Annotated in this window: 25 protein-coding genes; 14 read left to right on the forward strand and 11 right to left on the reverse strand. The window is 66.4% G+C overall.

The window, feature by feature from the left end; all coding sequences use genetic code 11:
* A partial coding sequence (locus CTR55_RS20105) for an FAD-binding protein (protein WP_296288725.1) occupies nucleotides 1-343 on the forward strand: 343 nt, incomplete at its 5' end.
* A 68-nt stretch (nucleotides 344-411) separates the two neighbouring features.
* On the opposite strand, the gene CTR55_RS20110 is transcribed toward CTR55_RS20105, so the two are convergent.
* The 3 genes from CTR55_RS20110 to CTR55_RS20120 are packed head-to-tail and all read right to left on the reverse strand — an operon-like array spanning nucleotide 412 to nucleotide 2,306.
* On the reverse strand, nucleotides 412-1,350 hold the full coding sequence (locus CTR55_RS20110) for a class I SAM-dependent methyltransferase (RefSeq protein ID WP_296288727.1): 939 nt from the start codon (nucleotides 1,348-1,350) through the stop codon (nucleotides 412-414).
* A 57-nt stretch (nucleotides 1,351-1,407) separates the two neighbouring features.
* Nucleotides 1,408-1,893 (reverse strand): ATP-binding protein, encoded by a 486-nt coding sequence (locus CTR55_RS20115; protein WP_296288728.1) that lies wholly within the window; start codon nucleotides 1,891-1,893, stop codon nucleotides 1,408-1,410.
* On the reverse strand, nucleotides 1,890-2,306 hold the full coding sequence (locus tag CTR55_RS20120) for an SgcJ/EcaC family oxidoreductase (protein ID WP_296288730.1): 417 nt from the start codon (nucleotides 2,304-2,306) through the stop codon (nucleotides 1,890-1,892). Before CTR55_RS20120 ends, CTR55_RS20115 begins: the two co-directional genes overlap by 4 nt.
* A gap of 272 nt (nucleotides 2,307-2,578) precedes the next feature.
* On the opposite strand from CTR55_RS20120, the gene CTR55_RS20125 reads away from it, so the two are divergent.
* A complete protein-coding gene (locus CTR55_RS20125; RefSeq protein ID WP_296288732.1) occupies nucleotides 2,579-3,199 on the forward strand; it encodes a DUF4157 domain-containing protein in 621 nt (206 codons plus the stop codon).
* A gap of 3 nt (nucleotides 3,200-3,202) precedes the next feature.
* Here the strand turns inward: CTR55_RS20125 and CTR55_RS20130 are convergent, their stop codons facing one another.
* The 6 genes from CTR55_RS20130 to CTR55_RS20155 form a co-directional block, all read right to left on the reverse strand.
* Entirely contained in the window at nucleotides 3,203-4,696 is a 1,494-nt protein-coding gene (locus CTR55_RS20130) for an efflux transporter outer membrane subunit (protein ID WP_296288733.1), read from the reverse strand.
* Between the two features lie 45 nt (nucleotides 4,697-4,741).
* Nucleotides 4,742-5,050, reverse strand: coding sequence for a hypothetical protein (locus CTR55_RS20135; protein ID WP_296288735.1), 309 nt, complete (start codon nucleotides 5,048-5,050; stop codon nucleotides 4,742-4,744).
* 68 nt (nucleotides 5,051-5,118) lie between these two features.
* Nucleotides 5,119-6,222, reverse strand: coding sequence for an ABC transporter permease (locus CTR55_RS20140; protein WP_296288737.1), 1,104 nt, complete (start codon nucleotides 6,220-6,222; stop codon nucleotides 5,119-5,121).
* Between the two features lie 5 nt (nucleotides 6,223-6,227).
* A complete protein-coding gene (locus CTR55_RS20145; protein WP_296288739.1) occupies nucleotides 6,228-7,370 on the reverse strand; it encodes an ABC transporter permease in 1,143 nt (380 codons plus the stop codon).
* Entirely contained in the window at nucleotides 7,367-9,154 is a 1,788-nt protein-coding gene (locus tag CTR55_RS20150; protein WP_296288740.1) for an ATP-binding cassette domain-containing protein, read from the reverse strand. Before CTR55_RS20150 ends, CTR55_RS20145 begins: the two co-directional genes overlap by 4 nt.
* On the reverse strand, nucleotides 9,154-10,155 hold the full coding sequence (locus CTR55_RS20155) for an HlyD family efflux transporter periplasmic adaptor subunit (RefSeq protein WP_296288741.1): 1,002 nt from the start codon (nucleotides 10,153-10,155) through the stop codon (nucleotides 9,154-9,156). The genes CTR55_RS20150 and CTR55_RS20155 overlap by 1 nt, the downstream gene beginning before the upstream one ends.
* A gap of 169 nt (nucleotides 10,156-10,324) precedes the next feature.
* On the opposite strand from CTR55_RS20155, the gene CTR55_RS20160 reads away from it, so the two are divergent.
* On the forward strand, nucleotides 10,325-10,555 hold the full coding sequence (locus CTR55_RS20160; RefSeq protein WP_296288742.1) for a hypothetical protein: 231 nt from the start codon (nucleotides 10,325-10,327) through the stop codon (nucleotides 10,553-10,555).
* A 295-nt stretch (nucleotides 10,556-10,850) separates the two neighbouring features.
* Here the strand turns inward: CTR55_RS20160 and CTR55_RS20165 are convergent, their stop codons facing one another.
* A complete protein-coding gene (locus CTR55_RS20165; RefSeq protein WP_296288743.1) occupies nucleotides 10,851-11,039 on the reverse strand; it encodes a hypothetical protein in 189 nt (62 codons plus the stop codon).
* A gap of 222 nt (nucleotides 11,040-11,261) precedes the next feature.
* On the opposite strand from CTR55_RS20165, the gene CTR55_RS20170 reads away from it, so the two are divergent.
* The 9 genes from CTR55_RS20170 (at nucleotide 11,262) to CTR55_RS20210 (ending at nucleotide 19,129) form a co-directional block, all read left to right on the forward strand.
* Nucleotides 11,262-11,630, forward strand: a complete 369-nt coding sequence (locus CTR55_RS20170) for a DUF3302 domain-containing protein (protein WP_296288744.1) — start codon at nucleotides 11,262-11,264, stop codon at nucleotides 11,628-11,630.
* 3 nt (nucleotides 11,631-11,633) lie between these two features.
* Complete coding sequence (locus CTR55_RS20175; protein WP_296288745.1) at nucleotides 11,634-12,593, forward strand: biotin/lipoyl-binding protein; 960 nt, start codon at nucleotides 11,634-11,636, stop codon at nucleotides 12,591-12,593.
* Nucleotides 12,594-12,804: 211 nt separating this feature from the next.
* Nucleotides 12,805-13,785 (forward strand): quinone oxidoreductase, encoded by a 981-nt coding sequence (locus tag CTR55_RS20180; RefSeq protein ID WP_296288746.1) that lies wholly within the window; start codon nucleotides 12,805-12,807, stop codon nucleotides 13,783-13,785.
* Between the two features lie 10 nt (nucleotides 13,786-13,795).
* A complete protein-coding gene (locus tag CTR55_RS20185; protein ID WP_081516843.1) occupies nucleotides 13,796-14,644 on the forward strand; it encodes a TauD/TfdA family dioxygenase in 849 nt (282 codons plus the stop codon).
* A 45-nt stretch (nucleotides 14,645-14,689) separates the two neighbouring features.
* Nucleotides 14,690-15,742: a 3-keto-5-aminohexanoate cleavage protein gene (locus CTR55_RS20190; protein ID WP_296288749.1), complete on the forward strand. Its 1,053-nt coding sequence runs from the start codon at nucleotides 14,690-14,692 to the stop codon at nucleotides 15,740-15,742.
* Between the two features lie 90 nt (nucleotides 15,743-15,832).
* Nucleotides 15,833-17,122 carry an MFS transporter gene (locus tag CTR55_RS20195; protein ID WP_296288751.1) on the forward strand — a complete coding sequence of 430 codons (1,290 nt, stop codon included), beginning with the start codon at nucleotides 15,833-15,835 and terminating at the stop codon, nucleotides 17,120-17,122.
* A complete protein-coding gene (locus CTR55_RS20200) occupies nucleotides 17,122-17,799 on the forward strand; it encodes a DsbA family protein (protein ID WP_296288752.1) in 678 nt (225 codons plus the stop codon). Before CTR55_RS20195 ends, CTR55_RS20200 begins: the two co-directional genes overlap by 1 nt.
* Entirely contained in the window at nucleotides 17,796-18,122 is a 327-nt protein-coding gene (locus CTR55_RS20205; RefSeq protein WP_296288753.1) for a Rieske (2Fe-2S) protein, read from the forward strand. Before CTR55_RS20200 ends, CTR55_RS20205 begins: the two co-directional genes overlap by 4 nt.
* Nucleotides 18,119-19,129: a putative sulfate exporter family transporter gene (locus CTR55_RS20210; RefSeq protein ID WP_296288754.1), complete on the forward strand. Its 1,011-nt coding sequence runs from the start codon at nucleotides 18,119-18,121 to the stop codon at nucleotides 19,127-19,129. Before CTR55_RS20205 ends, CTR55_RS20210 begins: the two co-directional genes overlap by 4 nt.
* 786 nt (nucleotides 19,130-19,915) lie before the next feature.
* Here the strand turns inward: CTR55_RS20210 and CTR55_RS20215 are convergent.
* A complete protein-coding gene (locus tag CTR55_RS20215) occupies nucleotides 19,916-20,920 on the reverse strand; it encodes an AraC family transcriptional regulator (RefSeq protein ID WP_296288857.1) in 1,005 nt (334 codons plus the stop codon).
* 342 nt (nucleotides 20,921-21,262) lie between these two features.
* Here CTR55_RS20215 and CTR55_RS20220 point away from each other — a divergent pair, with 342 nt between their 5' ends.
* Complete coding sequence (locus CTR55_RS20220; protein WP_296288755.1) at nucleotides 21,263-21,829, forward strand: alpha/beta fold hydrolase; 567 nt, start codon at nucleotides 21,263-21,265, stop codon at nucleotides 21,827-21,829.
* A gap of 159 nt (nucleotides 21,830-21,988) precedes the next feature.
* Nucleotides 21,989-23,836: a DUF1302 domain-containing protein gene (locus tag CTR55_RS20225; RefSeq protein ID WP_296288756.1), complete on the forward strand. Its 1,848-nt coding sequence runs from the start codon at nucleotides 21,989-21,991 to the stop codon at nucleotides 23,834-23,836.
* Nucleotides 23,837-23,866: the final 30 nt, after the last annotated feature.

A 23,866-nucleotide genomic window follows, 5' to 3' on the forward strand; every position in this document is an offset into this window, starting at 1 on the left:
CGTCGTTTCCGGCGGCCGTGGCATGGGCAATGGCGACAACTTCAGCATCCTTTATTCCCTGGCCGACAAGCTGGGCGCTGCTGTCGGCGCTTCCCGCGCTGCCGTGGACGCCGGCTTCGTGCCGAACGACATGCAGGTCGGCCAGACCGGCAAGATCGTTGCTCCGCAGCTGTACGTGGCCGTCGGCATCTCCGGCGCCATCCAGCACCTGGCGGGCATGAAGGATTCGAAAGTGATCGTGGCGATCAACAAGGACGAAGAGGCGCCGATCTTCCAGGTCGCCGACTACGGCCTGGTGGGCGATCTGTTCGAAGTCGTACCGGAGCTTCAAGGTTCACTCTGAGCCCCACTCCTGCCTGAAGTTGCGCGCCGGGGCCTGCTCCCTCGCCCTGGCGACGCGACCCGCTCCGATCAATCCAGGCGGAATACCAGCGCCTTGAGGCCGCTGTCTGCTTCGATATCGGCAAATTCCGGCGGGTTCTCCAGGCGCTCGACGAAGCGCAATTGCGACGCCTCGGCAGCCATGCCCTGGAGGAGGAAGTCCACCCCGACGGCAGGGTCGTTCACGCAGGCCAGTACGGTGCCGGCGCCATCCAGCAGTTCCGGCAGGCGCCGGAGGACGCGGGCGTAGTCCTTGTCGAGGACGAAGCTGCCTTTCTGGAAGCTCGGCGGGTCGATGATGATCAGGTCGTACGGGCCGGATTTCTTCACCTTGCCCCAGGACTTGAACAGGTCGTGGTCGAGGAAGCTCACCTTCGACAGGTCGTGGCCGTTCAGACGGTGGTTGTCGCGGCCACGGCTGAGCGCGGCGCGGGCCATGTCGAGGTTGACCACCTTCTGCGCACCGCCGGCCATCGCCGCCACGGAGAAGCCGCAGGTGTAGGCGAACAGGTTAAGCACGCGCAGGCCGGCGGAGTGGGTCTGCACCCACTGGCGGCCGTAGCGCATGTCGAGGAACAGGCCGTTGTTCTGCTTGCGGCCCAGGTCCAGCTGGTAGCGCAGGCCGTGTTCGCTGATCTGCCAGCCGTCGAAGGCTTCGCCGCAGAGTACTTCCATGGTGCTTTCCAGGGTGTAACGGTGCTGCAGCATCAGGCTGCGCGCGCCCGTTGCGCGCCAGATGTCGCCTTGCGCCAGCTCCACCAGCATCGCCCGCAGCGCGCTCAGTTCGTCCTCGGCCGGCTCGCGGAACAGCGACAACAGCAGCACGCCTTCCAGCCAATCGGCAGTCAGGTGCTCCAGCCCTGGCCAGCGCCGGCCGCGGCCATGGAACAGGCGGCGGGTTTCCGTGGGGGCGGGGTTCAGGGCGGTGAGCAGTTGCTCACGCAGGGTGGCGATGGCTTCGGTGTTCATGCTTCGGGGCTTTCTGATCAGGCGATTGGTGCGAATCGGGGCGGCGATTCTACGCGTTCAGGCTCCATGGCGCTGCACCTGGAGCTTTTCTTCCGGGCCTGGGGCGACGAAGTAGCGGTTGAGCGCCTCGTAGCCGGCTGGGTCCAGCGGCGCTGCCAGTGGGGCGATGGCGTGACGCGCCAGCAGGCGGCTGCGGCAGGTGGCCGGGTCGACATCGAGGAAATGCAGGCAATGCGCCGCGCCGGCCTGTTGCGCCAGGTCGATCAGCCAGCGGCGGTCGGCCAGGGTGTTGGCGGGGATATCCAGCACTACGCTGGTGCCGGCGCGCAGCAGGCCGACCACGTGCGGGCCCATGACCTTGCGCACGCGGCGGGCGTAGAGCTGGTAGTCGTCAGGGTTGCTGATGCCCCAGGGGAACAGCTCGGCCAGCCATTGCTCCTCGGCCAGCATCACGGTGCCCGGCGCCTGCGCCAGTTCGCGGGCGAGGCGGGACTTGCCCGACGCCGCCTTGCCGCACAGCAGGTGCAATGTGCCGGTACTCATGTCGTGGCCTCCAGCAGGTCGGTGCCGTAGGAGTTGTCCACGGCGCAGCGCCAGGCGCCGTCGGCTTCGCGGCGGAACACGTAGGTGGCGCGGCGGCTCAGCTTGCCGTGGCGGGTGTCGAGCAGGGTCTGTGCGACGACGAGCGCGGTGTCGCCGGTTTCGAGGATTTCCAGGCGGCCCTGGCGTACCCGCAGGTTGTGCCCGAAGTGCTCGGCGATGGCGACGAAGGCCTGGCGGATCTGCGCCTTGCCGCGCGCCAGCAGGCCGGGCTTGACCACCAGGAGTGCGTCGTCGGTGTAGAACGCGAGCAGCGCGTCGAAGTCCTCGCGGCCGATGGCTTCGTCGGCGGCCTGGATAAGCGCTTGCAGGGGATGCGGTGCCGCGGGAAGAGTAGGGGAAGGTGCCTGGTCCATCAGTGTCTCCTCGATCGGGAGCCTCGGACGGCGGGCATTAAAAAACCCGCCGGGAGGCGGGTTTGGTTGTTCGCGGAATGCGCTAACCCACCATCGGAGCGATGGTGGTAATAATCGGCTGGAAGGTGCGGTGGGCGGCATTCATGGTTCAGAAGCTATCAGAAGTTTCATACGTCGCGCCAGCGCTCTTTTTTTGCTGGCGGCATGGCATGATCGCGCCGCGCCATTGTCTGAGCACCATGTCTTTCTCCACGCCGTAGCGGAGCCTTTTCATGTCGTCCCCTTTTCCGACTCGTCTCTTGCGCGCTCTGGCGCTGCTCGCCGGGTTGGCCATGTCCGTCGATGCCGGCGCCGCAACCTGCCCGCCGGGGCAACGCCAGGTCTGCCTGGATACCTGCCTGTGCCTGCCTGACCTGGGCGCGGTACTCGGCCCGGTGCTTACCGATACCCGCAAGATGGCCGCCCAGGCGCTGGGCGTGTGGTTGCAGCAGTCCCGCGACCAGGCGGAGCAGGGCGGCACCGAGCCGATCCCGCTGGAGATTCGCGCGCAGCTGCAGCCTTATTTCTCCGATGAGGTGCTGATGACGGCGCGCTATTCCACCGGCGCGCTGGACGAGCTGAACGCTGCCCAGACGATCATGCAGAACCCCGACACCGAGGCCGTCACCCTGGTGGACGTAATCGTCTTCCGCCGCGAGGTCGATGCACAGAAGGACGTCGCCCTCTGGGCCCACGAACTGTGGCACGTGAAGCAGTACCAGGAGTGGGGCGTGCAGGGCTTCGCCACGCGCTATTCCGAGGACTTCGATGCCGTGGAGGCGCCGGCCTACGAGATGCAGCGGCGGGTCGCCAAGGACCTGCGCGACGGCAAGGTCACCGCGCAGGCGCAGTGAGTCTCAGCGGCTGGCGCTGGCCTCCGGCGCCGGCGTGCCGCCGCCGAGCGCCTTGCACAGGGCGATCAGCGTCAGGCGCAACTGGGTATCGCTGTCGACCACGTCGCGGCGCGACTGCAGGTAGGCGCGCTGGGCGTCCAGCTCCACCAGGAAGTCGGTCATACCGCCGGCATAGCGCGCCTTGGCCATGCCGTAGGCGACGTCGCTGCTGTGCAGCTTTTCCTGCAGGCGCTGGTTGCGTTGGCGCTCGGCGCCGTAGTGGCTCAGCGCGTCGTCCACCTCCTGCCAGGCCTTGAGCACGGTCTGTTGGTAGGACACGGCGGCTTCCTGCTCTTCCAGCTTGCGCAGGTTGATCTGCGAGCGCCGCCGGCCATTGTCGAAGATCGGCAGCGACAGGCTCGGGCCGACATTCCAGGTGCGGCTGCCCCAGTCGCTGAATTTGCCGTCGTCCGCCGATTCGTAGCCGAAGCTCGCGCCCAGGCGGATGGATGGGTAGAGGTCGGCCACGGCCACGCCGATGTTGGCGGTGGCAGCGTGCAACTGGGCTTCGGCGGCGCGGATGTCCGGGCGGCGGCGGGCGACTTCCGAGGGCAGGCCGAGGCTGAGGTCGGGCGTCTGCGGCGCGGCTTGGACGACGGGCTTCAGGTCGTCGCGCAGGCTGCCGGGCTCGGCGCCGATCAGCACGCCAATCTGGTTGATTGCAGCGCTCTCGCTGGCGTGCAGTTGCGGCAGGCTGGAGCGCAGGTCGGCGAGCTGGCCGCGCTGGCGCTCGACGTCGAAGTCGTCCACCAGCCCGCCGTCGGCGCGCACCTGGATCAGTTGCAGGGATTCTTCGGTGGCGACGATGTCCTGGTTGGCCACGGCGATCTGCTGCTGCACGCCGCGCAGCTCGAAGTAGGCGCGGGCCAGTTCGGCCGAGACGCCCAGGCGGGTTTCCTCGAGCATCGCCTGCTGCGCCGCCACGCTGGCGTCGGCGGCCTCGATGGAGCGGCTCACGCGGCCCCACAGGTCGGGCTCCCAGGAGGCGTCGAAACCGGCCTGGTAGAGGGTGAAAGGTTGGGCCAGCACCTTGCTGATCTCGTCGCTGCTGGCGCCCGGGGCGATGCGCTGGATCATCAGCGCGTTGGCGCCGTTCTCGCTCATGCGCTGGCGGGTTACGCCGCCGGAGGCGTTGACATCCACGCCGCGCTGGGCCGCCACCATCTGCCGCTGCATACGGCTCTGGGCGAAGCGCAGCACGGCGCTGTTGAGGTCGGGGCTGGCCTTGTCCGCGCGGCGTTGCAGGTTGTTCAGCACCGGGTCGTTGAACAGTGTCCACCAGTCTTCGCCAAGGCGTGTGCTGCCCTCGGCCGGGTGCAACTGCGTATCGCCGGAATGCGCGGCCTGCCAGCTGGCCGGCGCCTGGGTTTGTGGCGCTTCATAGTCGGGGCCGACGGCGCAGCCGGCGAGGCCGGCGCCGAGCAGGGCGAGGGAGACGAGGCGAGACGTGCGGTTCATCGATGGCACCTTTTCAGAATTGCACCTTTTCAGATTCGCTGGGCGCTAGTCATCGGACGAGCCCTCGAAACGTCTTGCGAAGTAGCCAAGCAGCAGGCCTGCGGCGATGCCGACGACCCCCAGTAGCAGGCCCATGGAGCGGTTGCTGACCATGCCGACGTTCTTTACGTGGGTGGGCAGGCCAAGCAGGCCGATGAAGACCAGCATCGCCAGCGAAAGCGCGATCAGGTAGATGCCGCCGGCCCGCCAGGTGTCGGTCGGGATGCCCTTGCGGCGGCAATACAGGTAGCCCAGCCCGAACGGCAGGGCGAGCTGGGTGACCGCGAAGACAATGAACTGGCTGGTTTCGCTCATGGGTTGCTGCTTCTGAAGTGAGGTTCCGGGGCAGGGTATTGCATCGCTTGGCCATCTCCAGTGATCGACTACGCAAGCCGGTGGCGGAACAGCCACGAAGCCAGCGGCAGGGTGATGGCGGACACCACCAGCATGGGAATCAGGTTGAGCCAGACATCGGCGAGGGTCGCGCCTTCGAGGTAGACGCGCTGGATCAGGTCGATGCCGAAGCGCAGCGGGTTGGCGTAGGTCACCACCTGCAGGAACTCAGGCATGTTGCGTACCGGCGTGGCAAGGCCGGAGAGCAGCGTCAGCGGCATGATCAGCACAAAGGTGTAGAGCATCGCCTGCTGCATGTTCAGCGACACCGCGCTGATCGACATGCCCAGCCCGACACAGGCCACGGTGAATACCGCCAGCCCGCCATAGAGGTTGAGCAGCGAGCCGGCCATGGGGATGTCGAACCAGAACAGCGCCATCAGCAGCACCAGGGTTGCCTGCGCCAGGCCGATCAGGGTCGGCGGGATGGCCTTGCCGAGCATGATTTCCAGCGGCGTGTAGGGCGTCACCAGTAACTGGTCGAAGGTGCCCTGTTCGCGCTCGCGGGCCACCGAGAGCGCGGTGAGCATCAGCGTCTGCATCATGCTCAGGGTGGCGATCAGCGCCGGGATCAGCGGCCAGCGGGTTTCCAGGTTGGGGTTGTACCAGGAGCGGCTGACCACGCTGATCGGCGCCGCGGCCAGGCCCTGCTCACGGTTGAATTCGTCCACCACCACGGCAAGGCCCGCAGCGGCGGACCCGGCGGTATTGGAGTTGCGCCCATCGAGGATGACCTGGATCGGCGCCGGGTCGCCCTGCGCCAGGCGGGTCTGGAAGTCCGATGGGATATGGATCACCAGCAGCGCTTTCTGCTCGTCGATCACCGTCTGGATTTCCTCGACGCGGGTCAGCGTCGCCACCCGGTGGAAGATGCCGCTGCCGTCCAGGCGCGAGGCGAGGCGGGTGGAGGATTCGCTGTGGCTGAGGTCGAGAATGGCGTAGGGCGCGTCGTTGAGGTCGAAGGTCACCGCGTAGCCGAACAGCACGCTCTGCATCAGCACCGGCGCCACCAGCACGATGCGGTTGGCCGGGTCCTTGAGGATCACCAGCAGTTCCTTGCGCCACAGGTTGAGGATGCGCCAGAGAAATTCCATGCGAGTCAGTCCAGCCGCTTGCGCGTCACCATCCGCGCCAGGCCCAGAAGGGCGACGGCGTAGGCGGCGAGGATGGCGCAGTTCTTGAGGATCATCGGCCAGAAGTCGCCGGCCAGGAACAGGGATTTCACCAGCTCCATGAAGTAGGTCGCCGGCAGCAGGTTGCCGATCACGCGGATCGCGGTGGGCACGTTGCGCAGGTCGAAGATGAAGCCCGAGAGCATCATCGCCGGCAGGAAGCTGGCGAGCAGGGCGATCTGGCTGGCGAGGAACTGGTTCTTGGTCACCGCCGAGATCAGCAGGCCGATGCCCAGCGCCACCAGCATGTAGAGCATGGAGGCGATCACAAGCACGATGAAGGAACCGTAGAGCGGCACGTCGAACAGGAATCGCGCGGCGAGCAGGCAAAGCGCCAGGCCGATCATGCCGATGCCGAAGCAGGGGATGATCTTCGCCAGGAGGATTTCCACTGGCCGCACCGGCGTGACGAACAGCGCCTCCAGCGTGCCGCGCTCCCATTCGCGGGCCATCACCAGGGCGGTGAGGAAGGCGCCGACCAGGGTCATGATCAGCACGATCAGCCCTGGCACCAGGTACCAGGTGCTGGTGTTGGCGGCGTTGAACCACATGCGCTGGACGATGGTGACCGCGCCGCGCTGGTCCGTGGATTGGGTCGCGCTGCCGGCGCTGCGGTCGGCCTGCTTCTCGCCATAGCCCGCCAGGGCACTGCTGACGTAGGTGGCGACGCTGGCGGCGCGGGTGGCGTCGGAGCCCTGCACCAGCACCTGGATTTGCGCGTTGCCGTCGTTCAGGCGGCGGGTGAAGTCGGACGGGAACTGCACCACCGCGTCTACTTCGCGGGCCTTCATCAGAGCCTCGGCCTCGGCGAAGGAGCGCACGAGATGGGGTTCCAGGTACTCGGTGCGGCTGATCCCGGCGGCCACGTCGCGGGCCACGGGGGAGGGGTCGTCGAGGACGATGGCGACGATGGCGCGCTTCACGTCCAGCGACAGGCCGTAACCGAAGATCAGGATCAGCGCGATGGGCAGGCCGATACCGATCAGCAGGTTGCTGCGGTCGCGCACCAGCTGCCGCACTTCCTTGCGGGTGAGCGAGGCGAGGCGTCGCCAGAAGCCGCCGGCGCTCATGCCGCGCCAGCCTTGGCGTGTTGGCGGTTGCTCTCCACTATTTCGATAAAAGCCTGCTCCATGTTCAGCGTGCTGCCCTTGCCGCCGGCCTGTTCGCGGACTTCCCGTGGGGTGCCCATGGCCAGCAGCTTGCCGGCGTCCTGGATGACGATGCGGTCGCAGTACTCGGCTTCTTCCATGAAGTGGGTGGTGATGATGATGGTGGTGCCGCCTGCCGCCAGTGCGGTGATGCGCTGCCAGAAACCCCGGCGGGCGAGGGGGTCGGCGCCGCTGGTGGGCTCGTCGAGGAAGAGGATTTCCGGCTCGTGGAGCAGGCCGACCGCCATCGCCAGGCGTTGCTTGAAGCCGCCGGGCAGTTGGCCGCTGGGCGAGTCTTCCTGGCCGCTGAGGTCGAACTGCCGGGACACCGCGTCCATCCGCTGGCTCAGGCGCTTGCCGCCAAGGCCATAGGCGCCGCCGAAGAAACGCAGGTTCTCGGCCACCGAGAGGTTGCCGTACAGGGAGAACTTCTGCGACACGTAGCCGACCTTGCGCCGCGCCTGGGCCCGCGCGTGGCGCAGGTTGACCCCGGCCACCTGCAGCGTGCCGCTGGTGGCCGGCAGCAGCCCGCAGAGCATGCGGAAGGTGGTGGTCTTGCCAGCGCCGTTGGGCCCGAGCAGACCGAAGATCTCCCCTCGGCGCACGCTGAAGCTGGTGCTGGCCACGGCGGTAAAGTCGCCGAACTTGCGCACCAGGTCCTTCACTTCGATCACCGCTTCGCTGCCGTCTTCATGACGGTGCGTACCGGCTTTCAGGGATTCCATGTCCACCGCCTCGGCGTCACTGCGGGCGCGCAGGAGGAACATGAAACCGTCTTCCAGGCGCGCGTCCACCTGGCGTACCGGCGCGCCGTCGAGCATCTGGTCGAGCTTGCCCTGGTCGGCGTCCGGCTGGCGGATGAAGCGCACCTCGCCGGACTGCGGCACCGCGTCGACGACGTTCTGGTGGTCGTCCAGCAGCCGCGCCTGCAGGGTGCGGGCAGGTTCGTCGGCGGGCGGGGTGGCGATGAAACAGAGGTTGTCGGCATGCTCGCGGATCGACGCCGGGTTGCCCTTGGCCATCAATTGGCCCTGGTGCAGCAGGAAGACTTCGGCGCAGCGCTCGGCCTCGTCCATGTAGGAGGTGGAGACCAGCACGCTGAGCTGCTCCTGCTCGATCAGTTGCTGGATGATCTCCCACAGCTCGCGGCGCGATAGCGGGTCGACGCCCACGGTGGGCTCGTCGAGCAGCAGCAGGTCCGGCGAGCGCACCAGGGTGCAGGCCAGGCCCAGCTTCTGTTTCATGCCGCCGGAGAGCTTGCCTGCCGGGCGCTCGGTGAAGCGCGCCAGGTCGGTCATCTCCAGCAGGCGCTGGTAGCGTTCGACACGCTGCTGGTGCGGCACGCCGTGGAGGTCGGCGTAGAGGTCGAGGTTTTCCTGCACGCTCAGGTCCTCGTAGAGGCCAAAGCGCTGCGGCATGTAGCTGATGCGGTCCTGCACCTGCTGCGGGTGGGCGTGGACGTCCACGTCCAGCACCGTGAGCGTGCCGGCATCGGCCTGCAGCAGCCCGGCGACCAGGCGCAGGAAGGTGGTCTTGCCGGCACCGTCCGGGCCGACCAGGGCGGTGAGCTGGCCGCGCGGGATGTCCAGGCTGATGTCTTTCAGCGCCTGTACTGTCTTGCCCGACTCTTTCACCAGGAACTGCTTGGCCAGGCTTTCGGCGCGGATGACTGGGCCGTCGTTGTGGTTTCCCTGAATCGGCGCCATCAGTGCGGCTCGTCGGCGAAGCGCACCGTGGCCGGCATGCCCAGACGCAGGCGGTTGTCAGGGTCAGCTACCAGCACCCGCACTTCGTAGACGAGGCTGGTGCGCAGCTCTTCGGTCTGCACCGACTTGGGCGTGAATTCGGCGACCGAGGAAATGAAGCCGACGTGGCCGTCGATGGCCTGGTCCGGATGGCTGTCGGTGAACACCTGGGCCTTCAGGCCGGGCTTGATGCGGCCCAGGTTGGTTTCGCTGACATAGGCACGAATCCATTTCGGGTCGGTCAGCGCCAGGGAGTACACCGGGCGCTGCGGCGAGGCCATGTCGCCGGGCTCCAGCAGGCGCGAGCGCACGGTGGCGTTCTGCGGTGCCTTGAGGTCGGCTTCGTCGAGGTTGTGCTGCAGCAGCGCCAGGTCGGCGCGGGCGGCGGCGAGCTGGGCCTCGGCCTGGGCGATGTCTTCCACCCGCGGGCCGATCTGCGCCAGGCGCAGGGATTTCTGCCGGTCTTCCAGTTCGGCCTGGGCGACCTTCTGCTGCGAGGTGGCGCTGTCGATGTCCTGCTGGCTCACGGCGCGGCCGCCGGGGCTGTTGGCGCGGATGTTCTGCAACCGGCGCAGCTGGGTATTGGCGAGGTCGAGCTGGGCGCGCGCGGCCTTGTCCTGGGCCTTGGCGCGGTCGATGTCCTCGGGGCGCGAGCCGTTCTTCAGGCGCAGCAGGTTCTGCTCCTGCGCGGCGATCTGCGCGCGGGCCTTGTCGACCTGCAGGCGCAGGGTGCGGGTGTCGAGGCTGGCCAATACGTCGCCGGCCTTCACCACGTCGCCTTCCTCGACGTTCATCTTCGCGATGCGCTCGCTGCCGGTGAAGGCCAGTGACACCTGGCGGATGTCCACGTTGCCGTAGAGCACCAGGCGTTTGTCATCGCTCTCGCGGGACTGCAAGGTCCACCACAGTCCGCCCCCCAACAGCAGCGCAACGAGCGCTACCAGCACCAGCTTCTTCGGCATTGCCCCATCCCTGTTTCGTGACAGCCCGGTGAAGGATAGACAGTTATTCGCTGCAGGACCGTGCGGCAGGCCGCTACCCCGCGTCGCAGAGCCTGCCCTTCGTCAGTTGCGATGCTGCTACGGGCATTGCCTGTTAGCGTGGAGAGACATCCCGAACGGAGATGCCGCCATGAGCGACAACGACAACATTCTGGCCGCGCACCGTAGCTCCTGGCACCTGCGCGCCCAGCGGATGCAGTGGTTTGGCCTGGTGCTGCTGTTCCTCGCCACGGGCCTGGCGGCATTGACTGACTTTCTGCAGCGCGAAGGCGGCGTGGCGACCATCGTTGCCTTCGCCGTCGTCGGTGTGCTGGCGCTGGTGGTGGCGCGGGTGATTCTGATGAGGCCCAGGCCTGCGTAGGAGCAACTGTCTTCTTCTGAAAGTCCGTGCCTGGAGTTTCCCTCTCCCTAACCCTGGCTGCGCGCCCGCTCCGAAGGGAGAGGGCGGGGGAGAGGGTTGGGGCCCGCGCAGAGTTTCCAGGTAGGAGCGGACTCCGTCCGCGATAGGCTCCCGGCGGCGCCGGAGCTGAGGTCGGTTCGCGAGCAAGCTCGCTCCTGCGCGAGAGCGCGCAGCGCCGGCACCTGCAAGGGCGAGGGGGCGCCATCGTTATGGCTGGCGAACCTGTCCGGAATGATCCTTGCCGGCGAACTGCTGTTCAGCGTCGCGGAATGGACTGCACCTGCGGTTGCATCTGCTGCTGCGGAATCCGGCCGTAGCCCATCTGTCCGTCATTCATCGGCGGTGGGGGCGGAGCATCGTGGCGATCGGGGTGGCCGCCGCAGGACGATCCGCCGAGCAGCACGGCCAATGCGCCGATCAGTAGCAGGATGGTGGTCCTTCGCATGGTCGAATCCTCCGCCAGTGCCTTCTTCCAGTGAACCCGAAAAACCCCATGCCAGCCGACCCGCCGGACGAATGGGCTCCGCCCGGAGAGGTACGCGGGCTCCCTGGCAAACGCTCGGAACCGCGCCAATCGCGCGCTTCGGCGATAGTGCAGCTTGCCATGGATCAACCATACTGAGCCGACTCGCCCCGGCGTTGGGCTCGGGGGAACAAGGAGGGCGGGATGCTCGACTATTTTGCGCTGGGGGTACTGATCTTCGTCGGATTGGTGCTGTTCTACGGGATCATCGTGCTGCACGACATCCCTTATGAGATTGCGGTACACCGCAACCATCCCCATCAGGACGCGATCCACGCGGCTGGCTGGGTAAGTCTGTTCACGCTGCATGCACTGTGGCCGTTCCTCTGGATCTGGGCCATGTTGTACCGCGATGACCGCGGCTGGGGCTTTCACCACGGCAGGACACCGGCTGAAGAAGCCGATTACCTCGAACGGCAACTGGCCGAACTGCGCCAGCGCCTGGACGTGCTGGAAGGCCGCAAGGCCACGCCTGCCGTGCCGACAACCACTCAATCCGGCGGGGAGGGCTGATCCATGGACCTGTTGCTGATCCTCACCTACGCCGCCATCTGCATCGCGATCTTCAAAATCTTCCGCATTCCACTGAACAAGTGGACGGTGCCCACCGCCGTGCTCGGTGGCGTGATCATCATCGGCGCACTGATCTTCACCATGAACTACAACCACCCGTACTCCGAGGTGGCGCGCAGCTATTTCGTCACCACGCCGGTGATCCCGGTGGTTACCGGGCAAGTGGTGGAAGTGCCGGTGAAGGGCAACGAGGTGATCGAGAAGGGCGCGGTGCTGTTCCGCATCGATCCCAAGCCGTTCGAGCTGAAGCTGCAATCGATCCAGGCGCAATTGGTGTCGGCGCGCGCCGACCAGTCGCGAGCCCGCGAACTGGCCCTGCGCAACGTCGGCAACAAGCGCGACGTCGATCTGACCAGCGCCCGCGTGGATGACCTCACCGCGCAACTGGGCCTGGCCCAGTTCGAGTTGGACAACACCGTGGTGCGCGCTCCGTCGCGTGGCTTCGTCACCCACGTGTCGTTGCGCCCCGGGATGATGGCGACGCGGCTGCCGCTGCGCCCGTCCATGGTCTTCGTGCCGGAAGAGGGGCCGTACTTCACCGCCTGGATGCGGCAGAACAGCCAGTTGCGCCTGACCGAAGGCGACGAGGCCGAAGTGGCCTTCGACGGCATCCCGGGTGAAGTGTTCACCGGCAAGGTCAAGCAGACCATCGCGGTGATCGGCGAAGGCCAGGTGCAGCCGTCCGGCACGCTGCTCAGCTACAGCGGTTCGCCGCCGCCGGGGCGGGTGCCGGTGATCATCGAGATCACCGACCCGAAGTTCGCCCCCTACGCCTCGCTGATGCCCGGTGGTGCCTATGGCCAGGCGGCGATCTACAGCGAGCATTTCCACCATGTGGCGATCATGCGCAAGATCCTCCTGCGCATGGCGGCCTGGATGAACTACATCTTCCCGTTCCACTGATCCATCCCCGCGCTGCGGCCGCCCGGCCGCAGCCGCCTTGCCTTTTTGTAGGCATCCCCTCGCCGCGTCCCTGGCGGCCTGTCATGAAATGAAAAGCCCCTGTCGCACCATGTGAAGCCTCCCGTCCGGCCTCTGCCTATTGTCCGCTCAAAGGGCGTTTGCCCGCTCCAAATGGGGCGCCCACGACAACAAGACAACTGGAGATTCCGGCATGGCCAAAGCCGTTCGTTTCTATGAAACAGGGGGACCCGAAGTCCTGCGTTACGAGGACGTGGAGGTCGGCGAGCCCGGCCCGGGGCAAGTGCGCATCCGCCATGTGGCGGTGGGCCTGAATTACGCTGACACCTACTTCCGCAATGGCACCTACGCCGTCCCGCTGCCCAGCGGCATGGGCGTGGAGGCCGCTGGCGTGGTGGTCGCGGTGGGCGAGGGCGTGAGCAACGTGGTGCCCGGTGATCGCGTCACCTACACCGGCTTCATCAACACCCTTGGCGCCTACAGCACCGAGCGCCTGGTGCCGGCGGCGCCGCTGATCCGCCTGCCGGAGAACATCGCCTTCGAGACCGCCGCCGCCATGACCATGCGCGGCCTGACTTCGGCCTACCTGCTGCGTCGCATCCACGACTTCAAGCCGGGCCAGAGCATCCTGCTGCACGCCGCTGCCGGTGGTGTCGGGCTGATCGTCGCGCAGTGGGCCAAGCTCCTCGGCCTGCGTGTGATCGGCACCGTGTCCAGCGATGCCAAGGCCGAGATCGCCTTCGCCCATGGCTGCGAGCACGTCATCAACTACAGCCGGGAAGGCGTCGCCGAGCGCGTGCGTGAGCTGACCGACGGCCGTGGTGTTGACGTGGTCTTCGACAGCGTCGGCAAGGACACCTTCATGACCTCCCTGGATTCGCTCAAGCGCCGGGGCCTGATGGTCTGCGTCGGTACCGCGTCGGGCCCGATCCCGCCGTTCGACCCGGTGCTGCTGGCGATGAAAGGCTCGATCTTCCTCACTCGCCCGGCCCTGGCCGACTACATCGCAGACCCGGCGGAGAAGGCGGCGCTGCTGGATGAGCTGTTCACCCATGTGGGCAACGGCGACATCCGCATCGAGATCAACCAGCACTATGCGCTGGAAGATGCCGTGCAGGCCCACCGCGATCTCGAATCGCGCAAGACCACCGGCTCGTCGATCTTCGTCATCTGAGGGCGCCGCCATGCACGTAGAACGTCTGACCTGCAGCATCGGCGCCGAAATATCCGGGGTGAACCTGGGCGATGCCTCTCGCGATGAAGGCCTGTTCGCCGAGCTGCGCGAGCTGCTGCTCAAGCACAAGGTGCTGTTCCTGCGTGACCAGGACATCACCCGTGCCGAGCACGTCGCCTTCGCGCGTCGCTTCGGCGAGCTGGAAGACCATCCGGTGGCCGGCAGCGACCCGGAGCATCCGGGCCTGGTGCGCATCTACAAGACCCCGGACCTGCCCAACGACCGCTACGAGAACGCCTGGCACACAGACGCCACCTGGCGCGAGGTGCCGCCCCTGGGCTGCGTCCTGCGCTGCGTGGAGTGCCCGCCGGTGGGCGGCGACACCATGTGGGCGAACATGGCGCTGGCTTACGACATGCTCCCGGCCGAGATCAAGGAGCGTATCGCCAAGCTGCGCGCGCGCCACAGCATCGAGGCCAGCTTCGGGGCGGCCATGCCGATCGAGAAGCGCCTGGCGCTCAAGGCGATGTACCCCGACGCCGAGCACCCGGTGGTGCGTACCCACCCGGAAACCGGCGAGAAGGTGTTGTTCGTCAACGCCTTCACCACCCACTTCAGCAACTACCACACGCCGCAGAACGTGCGCTTCGGCCAGGACGCCAACCCCGGCGCGGCCGACCTGCTGCGTTACCTGGTGAGCCAGGTGTACATCCCCGAGTTCCAGGTGCGCTGGCGCTGGAAGAAGAACGATGTGGCGATCTGGGACAACCGCTGTACCCAGCACTACGCGGTAATGGATTACCCGCCCTGCGTGCGCCGCATGGAACGCGCCGGAATCATCGGCGACAAGCCGTTCTGACGCCTGCAACACAGAGTCTTACAAGAACAATTTACGGAGACCGACATGCAATTTTTCGACGATTCGCTGCACCCCGAGAACCAGGACAAGGTGGTCATCACCACCGCTCCCTACGGCCCGGAATGGATGCCCGAGGATTTCCCCGAAGACATCCCGGTGACCATGGACGAGCAGGTCCAGAAGGCCGTTGACTGCTACGAAGCCGGCGCCACCGTGCTCCACCTGCACGTGCGTGAGCTGGATGGCAAGGGCTCCAAGCGCCTGTCCAAGTTCAACGAGCTGATCGCCGGTGTGCGCGAAGCCGTACCGGACATGATCATCCAGGTCGGCGGCTCGATTTCCTTCGCCCCGGAAAGTGACGGCGAAGCCGCCAAGTGGCTGTCCGACGACACCCGCCACATGCTCGCCGAGCTGACCCCCAAGCCCGACCAGGTGACGGTGGCGATCAACACCACCCAGATGAACATCATGGAGCTGCTCTACCCGGAGTACCTGAAAGGGACTTCCCTGGAGAACCCGCTCTACCAGGCGGCCTACAGCGAAATGACCGTGCCGGCTGGCCCGGCCTGGGTCGAGGAGCACCTCAAGCGCCTGCAGGATGCCGGCATCCAGCCGCACTTCCAGCTCACCGGCATGCACGCCCTGGAAACCCTCGAGCGCCTGGTGCGCAAGGGCGTCTACAAGGGCCCGCTGAACCTGACCTGGATCGGCATCGGCGGCGGTTTCGACGGCCCCAACCCGTTCAACTTCATGAACTTCGTGCACCGCGCACCCGACGGCGCCACCGTCACCGCCGAGTCGCTGCTGAAGAACGTCCTGCCGTTCAACATGATGGCACTGGCCATGGGGCTGCACCCGCGTTGCGGCATCGAGGACACCATCATCGGCCAGCACGGCCAGCGCATGACTTCGGTCGAGCAGATCCAGCAGTGCGTCCGCGTCGCCCATGAACTGGGCCGCGAAGTCGCCAGCGGCAAGGAAGCGCGCGCCATCTACAAGATCGGCGTGCAGTACGACAGCGTCGAGGAAACCCTGCGCATGAACGGCATGGCGCCCAATCGCCAGCCGGGCCAGAAGTCCGTCCCGCTTCGCGCGTGACAGGCTCCGGGGTGCGGTCTGCCAGTACCGCACCCCGGCTTTTATCCAAGAACAACAAGAATCCACTGACCCACCTGGAGAGCTAGCGCAATGGCCATCCACTCCGTCGCCCTGGGCGACATCCCTGCCACCGTGCCCAGCGTGCCGCGCCGCTATGCCTGGGTGGTATTCGCCCTGACCTTCGGCCTGCTGATCTCCGATTACATGTCGCGCCAGGTGCTCAACGCCGTCTTCCCGCTGCTCAAGGTCGAATGGGCCCTGAGCGATGCGCAGCTCGGCCTGCTCAGCGGCATTGTCGCGGTGATGGTCGGCCTGCTGACCTTCCCCCTGTCACTGCTCGCCGACCGCTGGGGCCGCGTACGCAGCCTGGCGCTGATGGCCATGCTGTGGAGCCTGGCGACCCTGGGCTGCGCCGTGGCGCAGACCTTCCCGCAGATGTTCGCCGCGCGCTTCTTCGTCGGTGTCGGCGAGGCCGCTTACGGCAGCGTCGGTATCGCCGTGGTCATCTCGGTATTCCCGGCGCACCTGCGCGCCACCCTGACCGGCGCCTTCATGGCCGGCGGCATGTTCGGCTCGGTGCTCGGCATGGGCCTGGGCGGTGTGCTTGCCGCGCACCTGGGTTGGCGCTGGGCTTTCGCCGGCATGGCGCTGTTCGGCCTGCTGCTGGCGCTGCTCTATCCGCTGGTGGTGAGCGAGAAACGCATCGCCCCGGTGGCCGCCGCCGAAGCGCCGCGTGGAGCAGGGGGGCGCTCGCTGCGCAGCCTGTTTGGCAGCCGTTCGGTGATCGCCGCCTACCTGGGCAGCGGCCTGCAACTGTTCGTCGCTGCTGCCGTGATGGTCTGGATTCCCAGCTATCTGAACCGCTATTACCACCTGGACACCGGCAAGGCCGGGATGATCTCGGCGGTAATCGTGCTGGTCGGCGGCACCGGCATGGTGCTCTGCGGCATCCTCTGCGATCGCCTGGGCCGTTCCAATCCGCCGCGCAAGATCATTCTCGCCATCGGCTTCTGCCTGGCCAGCTGTCTGCTGCTGTCGGTGGCCTTCCACCTGCCGCCGGGCACCGCGCAGCTGAGCCTGCTCGCCCTGGGCATGCTGGTCGCCGCCGGCACTTCCGGGCCGTCCGGTGCCATGGTGGCCAACCTCACCGCGCCGGCCGTGCACGGCACCGCCTTCGCCACCCTGACCCTGGCCAACAACCTGCTGGGCCTGGCCCCCGGCCCGCTGCTCACCGGCGTGCTGGCCGACCACATCGGCCTGGACCGTGCCTTCCAGCTGGTGCCGTTGCTGAGCATTCTCGCCGCGCTGGTGTTCCTCTACGCCCGACGCCATTACCACAGTGATATCCGCCGCCTGCGCGGCGAAGAGGAGAGCGCCTGATGCCGACTCCGTCTCTTAATTTGAGCGTCGACATGACCTTCGACTTCATCTGCCCCTGGTGCCTGATCGGCAAGCGCAACCTCGACCTTGCCCTGCGCCTGCTGGCGCGCCAGCGCCCCGAGTTGCAGGTGCGGGTGAACTGGCTCGGCCTGCAGCTGCTGCCGCAGATCTCCATGGAAGGTGAACCTTTCGCCGAGTTCTACCAGCGTCGCCTGGGTGGCAAGCGCGCCGTGCGGGCACGCATGGGTGAAGTACGCCGGGCGGCGGAGGGCGCGAAGGTCGATCTCGACCTCGAACGCATCCTCACCATGCCCAACACCACCTACGCGCACCGGGTGTTCCAGCGCGCGGTGCACATCGGTAGCGATAGCCAGAAGGAACAGCTGCTGGAAATGATCTTCCGCGCGCACTTCCAGCTGGGCCAGGACATCGGCCAGCGCGACACCCTGTGCCGCCTGCTGCGTGCCTGTGATTTCAACGTGGCGGACTTCGACGAAGCCCTGGCCGACGGCGCCCGGCAGTTCATCGGCCGTCGCGTGGCCCTGGCCGATTCCAGCGTGCCGATGTTCCTTCTCGAAGGCCGCGCCTTTGCCCTTGGCGGGCAGAGCCCGGAACAACTGCTGGCGGCCCTGTACCGAGCGTTGGAACGACAGGTCCCGGAGGCGATTTCGGCATGAACTGTTCGATCCATATTCCCGCCGAACGCCTGCCAGCGCCCGGCGGCCGCAGCCTGGTCCACCACGAGAAAGGCATCATCCTGCTGTTCGATGTCGACGGCGAGCTGCATGCCATCGACGATCGCTGCCCGCATGCCGGCGCCTCGCTGTTCAGCGGCCGCCTGGATGGCCGCTGGCTGCAATGCCCGGCCCACGGCCTGCGCTTCGACCTTGCGACTGGCTGCCCGGCGGGTATCAAGGGCTTCGGCCTGCAGCGCTATGAGATCCAATGGCGCGCCAACGAGTGTTATGTGGTGATGGCCAAGCAGGAGGTGCCAGCTTGAGCACGCTGACGATCTCCGCCCTCGGTTCGCGCAGCCGAAGCCTGCTGCCGGGCCTGCTGGTCAGCGCCATGGTGGCGGCGGCCGCGACCTTCCTTTCCGAGCACTATGGCGCGCCGGTGATGCTCTTCGCGCTGCTGCTCGGGCTGGCGATGAACTTCCTCTCCGGCGACAGTGTGTGCAAGGCCGGCATCGAATTCACCGCCCGCGAGATTCTGCGCCTGGGCGTGGCTTTGCTGGGCATCCGCATCACCTTCGGGCAGATCGCCGAGCTCGGCTGGCAGCCGGTGATCATGGTGGTGGTGCTGGTGACGGTGACCATCCTGGTCTCCATCGCGGCGGCCCGTGCCATGGGCTTCAACTTCCTCTTCGGCTTGCTCACCGGGGGTGCCACGGCCATCTGTGGCGCTTCGGCGGCGCTGGCCCTGGCGGCGGCATTGCCGGCGCACACGCAGAAGGAGAAGGCCACGCTGTTCACCGTGCTGGGGGTGTCGGCGCTGTCGACCCTGGCGATGATCCTCTACCCGATGATCGTCAAGTCGCTGGGCCTGCCGCCTTTGCAGGCAGGCATCTTCCTTGGCGGCACCATCCACGACGTGGCCCAGGTGGTCGGTGCCGGCTACAGCATTTCCAAGGAAGTCGGCGACAGCGCCACGGTGGTCAAGCTGATGCGCGTGGCGATGCTGCTGCCGGTGATCCTCTGCGCGGCGATGATCACCCGCGCTCGCGGTGTCGAGCCGGGAGAACAGCGCCCACCGTTGCTGCCGTGGTTCGCCGTGGGCTTCGTGCTGCTGGCGGCGGTGAACAGCACTGGCTACCTGCCGACGGTGGTGGTGGAGGCGGGTGGCAAGCTTTCGCAGTGGTGCCTGGTGATCGCCATCGCGGCGCTGGGCATGAAGACTCAGCTCAAGGCGCTGGCGACAGTGGGGATCAAGCCGATCCTGCTGATGCTGGGGGAAACGGCATTCCTGGCGGTGCTGGTGCTGGGGATGTTGCGCTTCGCCGGTTGATTCGGGCGTGGCGGAAGTCGATCGCGGACGGAGTCCGCTCCTACGCGCGGATCGGCGCTTCCGCTTTGGTCCTTGCTTTGGCTCTTATAGGTCTTCCAGCGAAACATCCGCACGCTCCGGAGTGCCCCTTTCAGGAGGCCGAGGGTGATCGGAGTTTCAGGGGTTGAGCGACATGGATGTCGCGAGAGCGTTGTCGGGCCAGGGATGGCCCGTCAACGCGGGCCCCTGAAACTCCGAAGAACCGAGGGTACTTTTCGCGAAGCGAAAAGCCGGATGTAGGGGCGAGACTTTTTGGTTCCTTTTGTGGCGTTTGACAAAAGGGACTCGCCGAGAGGCGAAATCAGATATCCCTGCGCATGCCGAAGCGGCGCAAAAACACCCAAGCGAGATGTTTTGAGTTCTTGTGTTTAGCGCCGCATTTGTGTGTTCGGATGTATTGGGTTTCGCCCCCTCGGGCGACCTACTTTGGCAAACGCCCCAAAGTAGGCAAAGGTCTTGCCCCGGACATCCGGTTTTTCGCTTAGGCGAAAAATACCCTCGTTGAAGCGCAGTTTCAGGGGCCCGCACTGACGGGCCATCCCTGGCCCGACAGCGCTCTCGCGACATCCATGTCGCTCAACCCCTGAAACTGCGCTTCAACGAGGCCTCCTGAACGGGGCATTCGACGCGTGCGGATGTCTCTCTGGAAGCCTTCAAAATCCAAAGCCAGAGCGGGGCTTGCCGTTGTAGGAGCGAGGGGGACGCCATCGTTGTTGCTCGCGAACGGCACCATTCCCCCGGAAAAACTCACTCCATCTCCCGCCCCAGATGCTCCTTGCGCCAGGCCGCCGGCGACATGCCGTACTGCACCGCGAACCAGCGGGTGAACGAGCTGGGCATCGAATACCCCAGCAGGTCGGCGATGCGCCCCAGCGAATAGCGCGGGTTCTCCATATAGCGCAGCACCAGTTCGCGGCGGACCTCGTTGATCAGGTCGGAGAAGGTCACCCCGTTGTCTTCCAGCCGCCGTTGCAGGGTGCGTACGTTCAGCCCCAGCGACTGGGCGATCTGCTCGATGGTCGCGCGGCCCATGGGCAGCAGCAGGTAGATGGACTTGCGCACTTCATTCAGCGTGCTGCCGTCGGTGGCGCCAGGCAGGGAGTCGACGAAGCTGCGCGCGTGGCGGGCCATGGCCGGGTCGGCCATGGGGTTGGCGGCGTCCAGGTCGGCGGCGGGGATGACGATGCCGTTGAATTCGCTGCCGAACTCGATCTTGCAACCGAACAGCCGGCGGTGCACCTGCATGTCGGCCGGGGCGTCATGGCTGAAGTTCACGCTGATCGGCCGCCAGTGCGGGCCGAGGAGGGCGGCGCAAAGCCGGTAGAGCGTGCCCAGGGCCAGCTCCAGGCCCTGGCGCATCGGCATCGGCGGCACGGTGAGGAGTTCCTCGCGCAGGATCGCCATCTTGCCTTCCTGGTCGATGTACAAGGCCAGGGATTCGTTGAGCAGGTGCCGGTAGCAAATGATCGTGTCGATGGCCTCGCGCAGCGTGGCCTGGTGCGACAGCAGCAGGCTGATCACGCCGAAATCGGCGAGCTGGCGCGATTCGGCCATGCGCAGGCCGAAGGTCTCGCAGCCGCTGATGCGCGCCGAGTCCTCCAGCAGGGTCACCGCCGCGGCAACGGGGATGCGCTGCTCCGGGTGGTCGAGCATGGACTGGGAAAGGCCCACCGCGCTCAGTTGCTGCTGCGGGTTGAGGCCCAGGTGTCGGGCCACTTCCAGGTAGTTGGTAAGGGCCGCAATGCGAACCATTGGGGTCATGCCGATCGCCTTCTTGTTCTTGTGGTTGCTCCATGCCGGCGGGGCCCGTGGACGCCCGACGACCAGAGTGCACGCTGGCTGGGTCGATGACGTCAGATTCTATCGGCAGCTGTAACCAATCGTGTACGAAAGTTCACGCTTCGGCCAGTGCTTCCAGCGCTCTGGAATGCACCGTACGTCCCGTGGTGCCCGGCCTGTGGCGTGATGGCGGGATGTCAGGCGGGCAGAGGCCTGTCATCAAATGCGAAGTGCCTGACGCTCAATGCAAAGCACCTTCACCGGTGCATCTCTACTGTCTGTCCAACAAGTTCGAAATCACCCAAAGGTGAACCGGTGAGCAACAACAAGACTTCCACCACCGTCCTCATGGTCCCCGGCTTGCGCGACCACGTCGCCGAGCACTGGCAGACCCTGCTTGAGCAGCGCCTGCCCAATGTGCGCAGCGTACCGCCGCTGACCGAGAACAAGCTGGACCTGAACGCCCGCATCGAAGCCATCCAGCGTGAGCTGGAAAGCATCGACGGCGAGGTGATCCTGGTCGCCCACAGTGCCGGTGTGCTGATGGTCGCTCACTGGGCCGCACGCTACAGCCGGCCGATCAAGGGCGCGCTGCTGGCCACCCCGCCGGATCTCGACGGCGACTGGCCGGCGCATTACCCCAAGCCCGAGGTTCTCGCCGAGATGGGCTGGTCGCCGCTGCCGCTGCAGCCGCTGCCGTTCCCCACCCTGGTGGCCTGCAGCGACAACGACCCGCTGGCGAGCCCCGAGGCCGTCCAGCGCATGGCCCGCCACTGGCGCGCCAGCCTGGTGGAACTGGGCCGGGTCGGCCATCTCAACCCGGCCTCCGGATATGGCGACTGGCCTGAGGCCGAAGCGCTGATCCAGATGCTGGACAACTGAGTCACCCGGCAACGGATTCAACCGGCAACTGATTAAAGAGCAACCCCCGGTCCTGGCGTTCGCGCCGGGGTGGGCCCTTCTGCGCCTTGGCGCCGGAGAAAGGGGCCGCGGGACGGGCCCATAAAGCGTCCCGACCACAACAAGAAACGGAGCAAACGAATGCATCATCAGAGCAATCCACACCGCCCCCTGAAGCGCTGCCTGCTGGCGACCGCAGTCCTCGCCGCGATGGCCGGCCAGCCAACGCAGGCCTTCGAGCTGGACACCGGCAACCCGGACTTTTCGATCCGCTTCGACAACACCGTCAAGCTCAGCTACGGGCAGCGGGTCGAGTCGCCCAACAGCAAGATCGCCGGCACTGCCAACACCAACGACGGTGACCGCAATTTCTCCTCCGGCACCCCGGTCACCCAGCGCTTCGACCTGCTCAGCGAACTGGATTTCGTCTACCGCGACAGCATGGGCTTCCGCCTCAGCGCCGCCGGCTGGTATGACCATGCCTACGATGATGTCGGCTCCGACAACCCGTTCCCCGGCCAGAAGGGCAACGCCGGCCACCTGGTCAGCCGCAACGGCACGGTGATCGCCCCGCGTGGCGCGCAGCCGGCCACCCACGGCCTGAGCAACTTCGCCGACCGCTACTACAACGGCCCGTCCGGCGAGCTGCTCGACGCCTTCGTCTTCGCCAGCCATCAGGTCGGCGACGACATGCAGCTCAGCGGCAAGCTCGGCCGTCACACCATCTACTGGGGCGAGACCCTGTTCAGCGCCGCCAACGGCATCAACTACGGCCAGTCGGCCCTGGACCTGGGCAAGCTGTACAACGTGCCCGGCACCGAGGCCAAAGAGCTGTTCATGCCGCGCAACCAGCTGTCCGCCTCGCTGACGGTCAACCCCGAGCTGACCCTGGCTGCGCAGTACTTCCTCGAGTTCGAGAACTCGCGCTTCCCCGAAGGCGGCACCTACATGGGCCCCTACGACATGCTCAACGACGGCGGCAACGTCTTCTGGCTGCCGCTGCCCGCGCTCAACGCCTACTACGGCGCGCCGCGCGGCCATGACCGCGAGCCCGACAACACCGGCGACTTCGGCCTGATGGCCAAGTGGAGCCCGGAATGGCTCGACGGCACCCTGGGCTTCTACTACCGCAACACCTCCGACACCCTGCCGGCCGTTCTGGTGGATGCGCCGAACATGCACAAGCCCGGCCTGGCCGGCTTGCAGGGCATGAACTACATCACCGCGTATGCCGACGACATCGACATCTACGGCATCAGCCTGTCCAAGGAAATCGGCGGGGTGAGCGTCGGCCTGGACCTGAACTACCGCGAGAACATGCCGCTGGCGAGCAACTTCACCACGGTCAACTCGACGCTCTATGCGGCGGCCAAGCGCGGCGCCATCAACGGCGCCAACCTGATCGGCGAAGTGCCCGATGACGGCGACACCGGCCTGGCCCGTGGCAAGACCTTCCATGTCGTGCTCAACGGCCTGGTGACATTCGGCGCCACCCCGCTGTGGGACGCCTCGTCCCTGGCGGTGGAAGGCACCCTGACCCATCTGGTGGACGTCACCGAAGGCCAGCAGACCTTCAAGGGCGATTCCAGCTACCACGGCGTCGACAAGGTCACCACCAACGCCTACGCCATGTCCGCCAACTTCACCCCGACCTGGTACCAGGCGTTCCCCGGCGTCGATCTGTCCATGCCCATGGCCTACAACGTCGGCCTGCACGGCAACTCGGCGGTTCAGCTGGGCGGCAACGAAGACGCCGGCAGCTACTCCGTCGGCGTGGCCGCGGACTTCCACCAGAAGTACCGCGTGGACCTCAAATACGTCGACGCCTTCGGCCCCTTCGATACCTGCGAGAGCGGCCGCGACAACAACACCCCCGGCGCCAACGGCCAGTACCAGTGCATCCCCGGCCAGATCACCTCGCAAGGCGGCCTCGCGCCCCTGCTGAAGGACCGCGGCATGGTTACCGCTTCCCTGAAGGCCACCTTCTGATTTCACCCCAGGCTTCGTCTTCGAGGCAGG

The sequence above is a fragment of the Pseudomonas sp. genome (assembly GCF_002796985.1).
Taxonomy (GTDB): domain Bacteria; phylum Pseudomonadota; class Gammaproteobacteria; order Pseudomonadales; family Pseudomonadaceae; genus Pseudomonas.

Bases quoted from the DNA above. Each gene is read 5' to 3' on its own strand.
- CTR55_RS20110 (WP_296288727.1), bottom strand. From the start codon at position 1,350: ATGAACACCGAAGCCATCGCCACCCTGCGTGAGCAACTGCTCACCGCC.
- CTR55_RS20115 (WP_296288728.1), bottom strand. From the start codon at position 1,893: ATGAGTACCGGCACATTGCACCTGCTGTGCGGCAAGGCGGCGTCGGGC.
- CTR55_RS20120 (WP_296288730.1), bottom strand. From the start codon at position 2,306: ATGGACCAGGCACCTTCCCCTACTCTTCCCGCGGCACCGCATCCCCTG.
- CTR55_RS20125 (WP_296288732.1), top strand. From the start codon at position 2,579: ATGTCGTCCCCTTTTCCGACTCGTCTCTTGCGCGCTCTGGCGCTGCTC.
- CTR55_RS20130 (WP_296288733.1), bottom strand. From the start codon at position 4,696: ATGAACCGCACGTCTCGCCTCGTCTCCCTCGCCCTGCTCGGCGCCGGC.
- CTR55_RS20135 (WP_296288735.1), bottom strand. From the start codon at position 5,050: ATGAGCGAAACCAGCCAGTTCATTGTCTTCGCGGTCACCCAGCTCGCC.
- CTR55_RS20140 (WP_296288737.1), bottom strand. From the start codon at position 6,222: ATGGAATTTCTCTGGCGCATCCTCAACCTGTGGCGCAAGGAACTGCTG.
- CTR55_RS20145 (WP_296288739.1), bottom strand. From the start codon at position 7,370: ATGAGCGCCGGCGGCTTCTGGCGACGCCTCGCCTCGCTCACCCGCAAG.
- CTR55_RS20150 (WP_296288740.1), bottom strand. From the start codon at position 9,154: ATGGCGCCGATTCAGGGAAACCACAACGACGGCCCAGTCATCCGCGCC.
- CTR55_RS20155 (WP_296288741.1), bottom strand. From the start codon at position 10,155: ATGCCGAAGAAGCTGGTGCTGGTAGCGCTCGTTGCGCTGCTGTTGGGG.
- CTR55_RS20160 (WP_296288742.1), top strand. From the start codon at position 10,325: ATGAGCGACAACGACAACATTCTGGCCGCGCACCGTAGCTCCTGGCAC.
- CTR55_RS20165 (WP_296288743.1), bottom strand. From the start codon at position 11,039: ATGCGAAGGACCACCATCCTGCTACTGATCGGCGCATTGGCCGTGCTG.
- CTR55_RS20170 (WP_296288744.1), top strand. From the start codon at position 11,262: ATGCTCGACTATTTTGCGCTGGGGGTACTGATCTTCGTCGGATTGGTG.
- CTR55_RS20175 (WP_296288745.1), top strand. From the start codon at position 11,634: ATGGACCTGTTGCTGATCCTCACCTACGCCGCCATCTGCATCGCGATC.
- CTR55_RS20180 (WP_296288746.1), top strand. From the start codon at position 12,805: ATGGCCAAAGCCGTTCGTTTCTATGAAACAGGGGGACCCGAAGTCCTG.
- CTR55_RS20185 (WP_081516843.1), top strand. From the start codon at position 13,796: ATGCACGTAGAACGTCTGACCTGCAGCATCGGCGCCGAAATATCCGGG.
- CTR55_RS20190 (WP_296288749.1), top strand. From the start codon at position 14,690: ATGCAATTTTTCGACGATTCGCTGCACCCCGAGAACCAGGACAAGGTG.
- CTR55_RS20195 (WP_296288751.1), top strand. From the start codon at position 15,833: ATGGCCATCCACTCCGTCGCCCTGGGCGACATCCCTGCCACCGTGCCC.
- CTR55_RS20200 (WP_296288752.1), top strand. From the start codon at position 17,122: ATGCCGACTCCGTCTCTTAATTTGAGCGTCGACATGACCTTCGACTTC.
- CTR55_RS20205 (WP_296288753.1), top strand. From the start codon at position 17,796: ATGAACTGTTCGATCCATATTCCCGCCGAACGCCTGCCAGCGCCCGGC.
- CTR55_RS20215 (WP_296288857.1), bottom strand. From the start codon at position 20,920: ATGGTTCGCATTGCGGCCCTTACCAACTACCTGGAAGTGGCCCGACAC.
- CTR55_RS20225 (WP_296288756.1), top strand. From the start codon at position 21,989: ATGCATCATCAGAGCAATCCACACCGCCCCCTGAAGCGCTGCCTGCTG.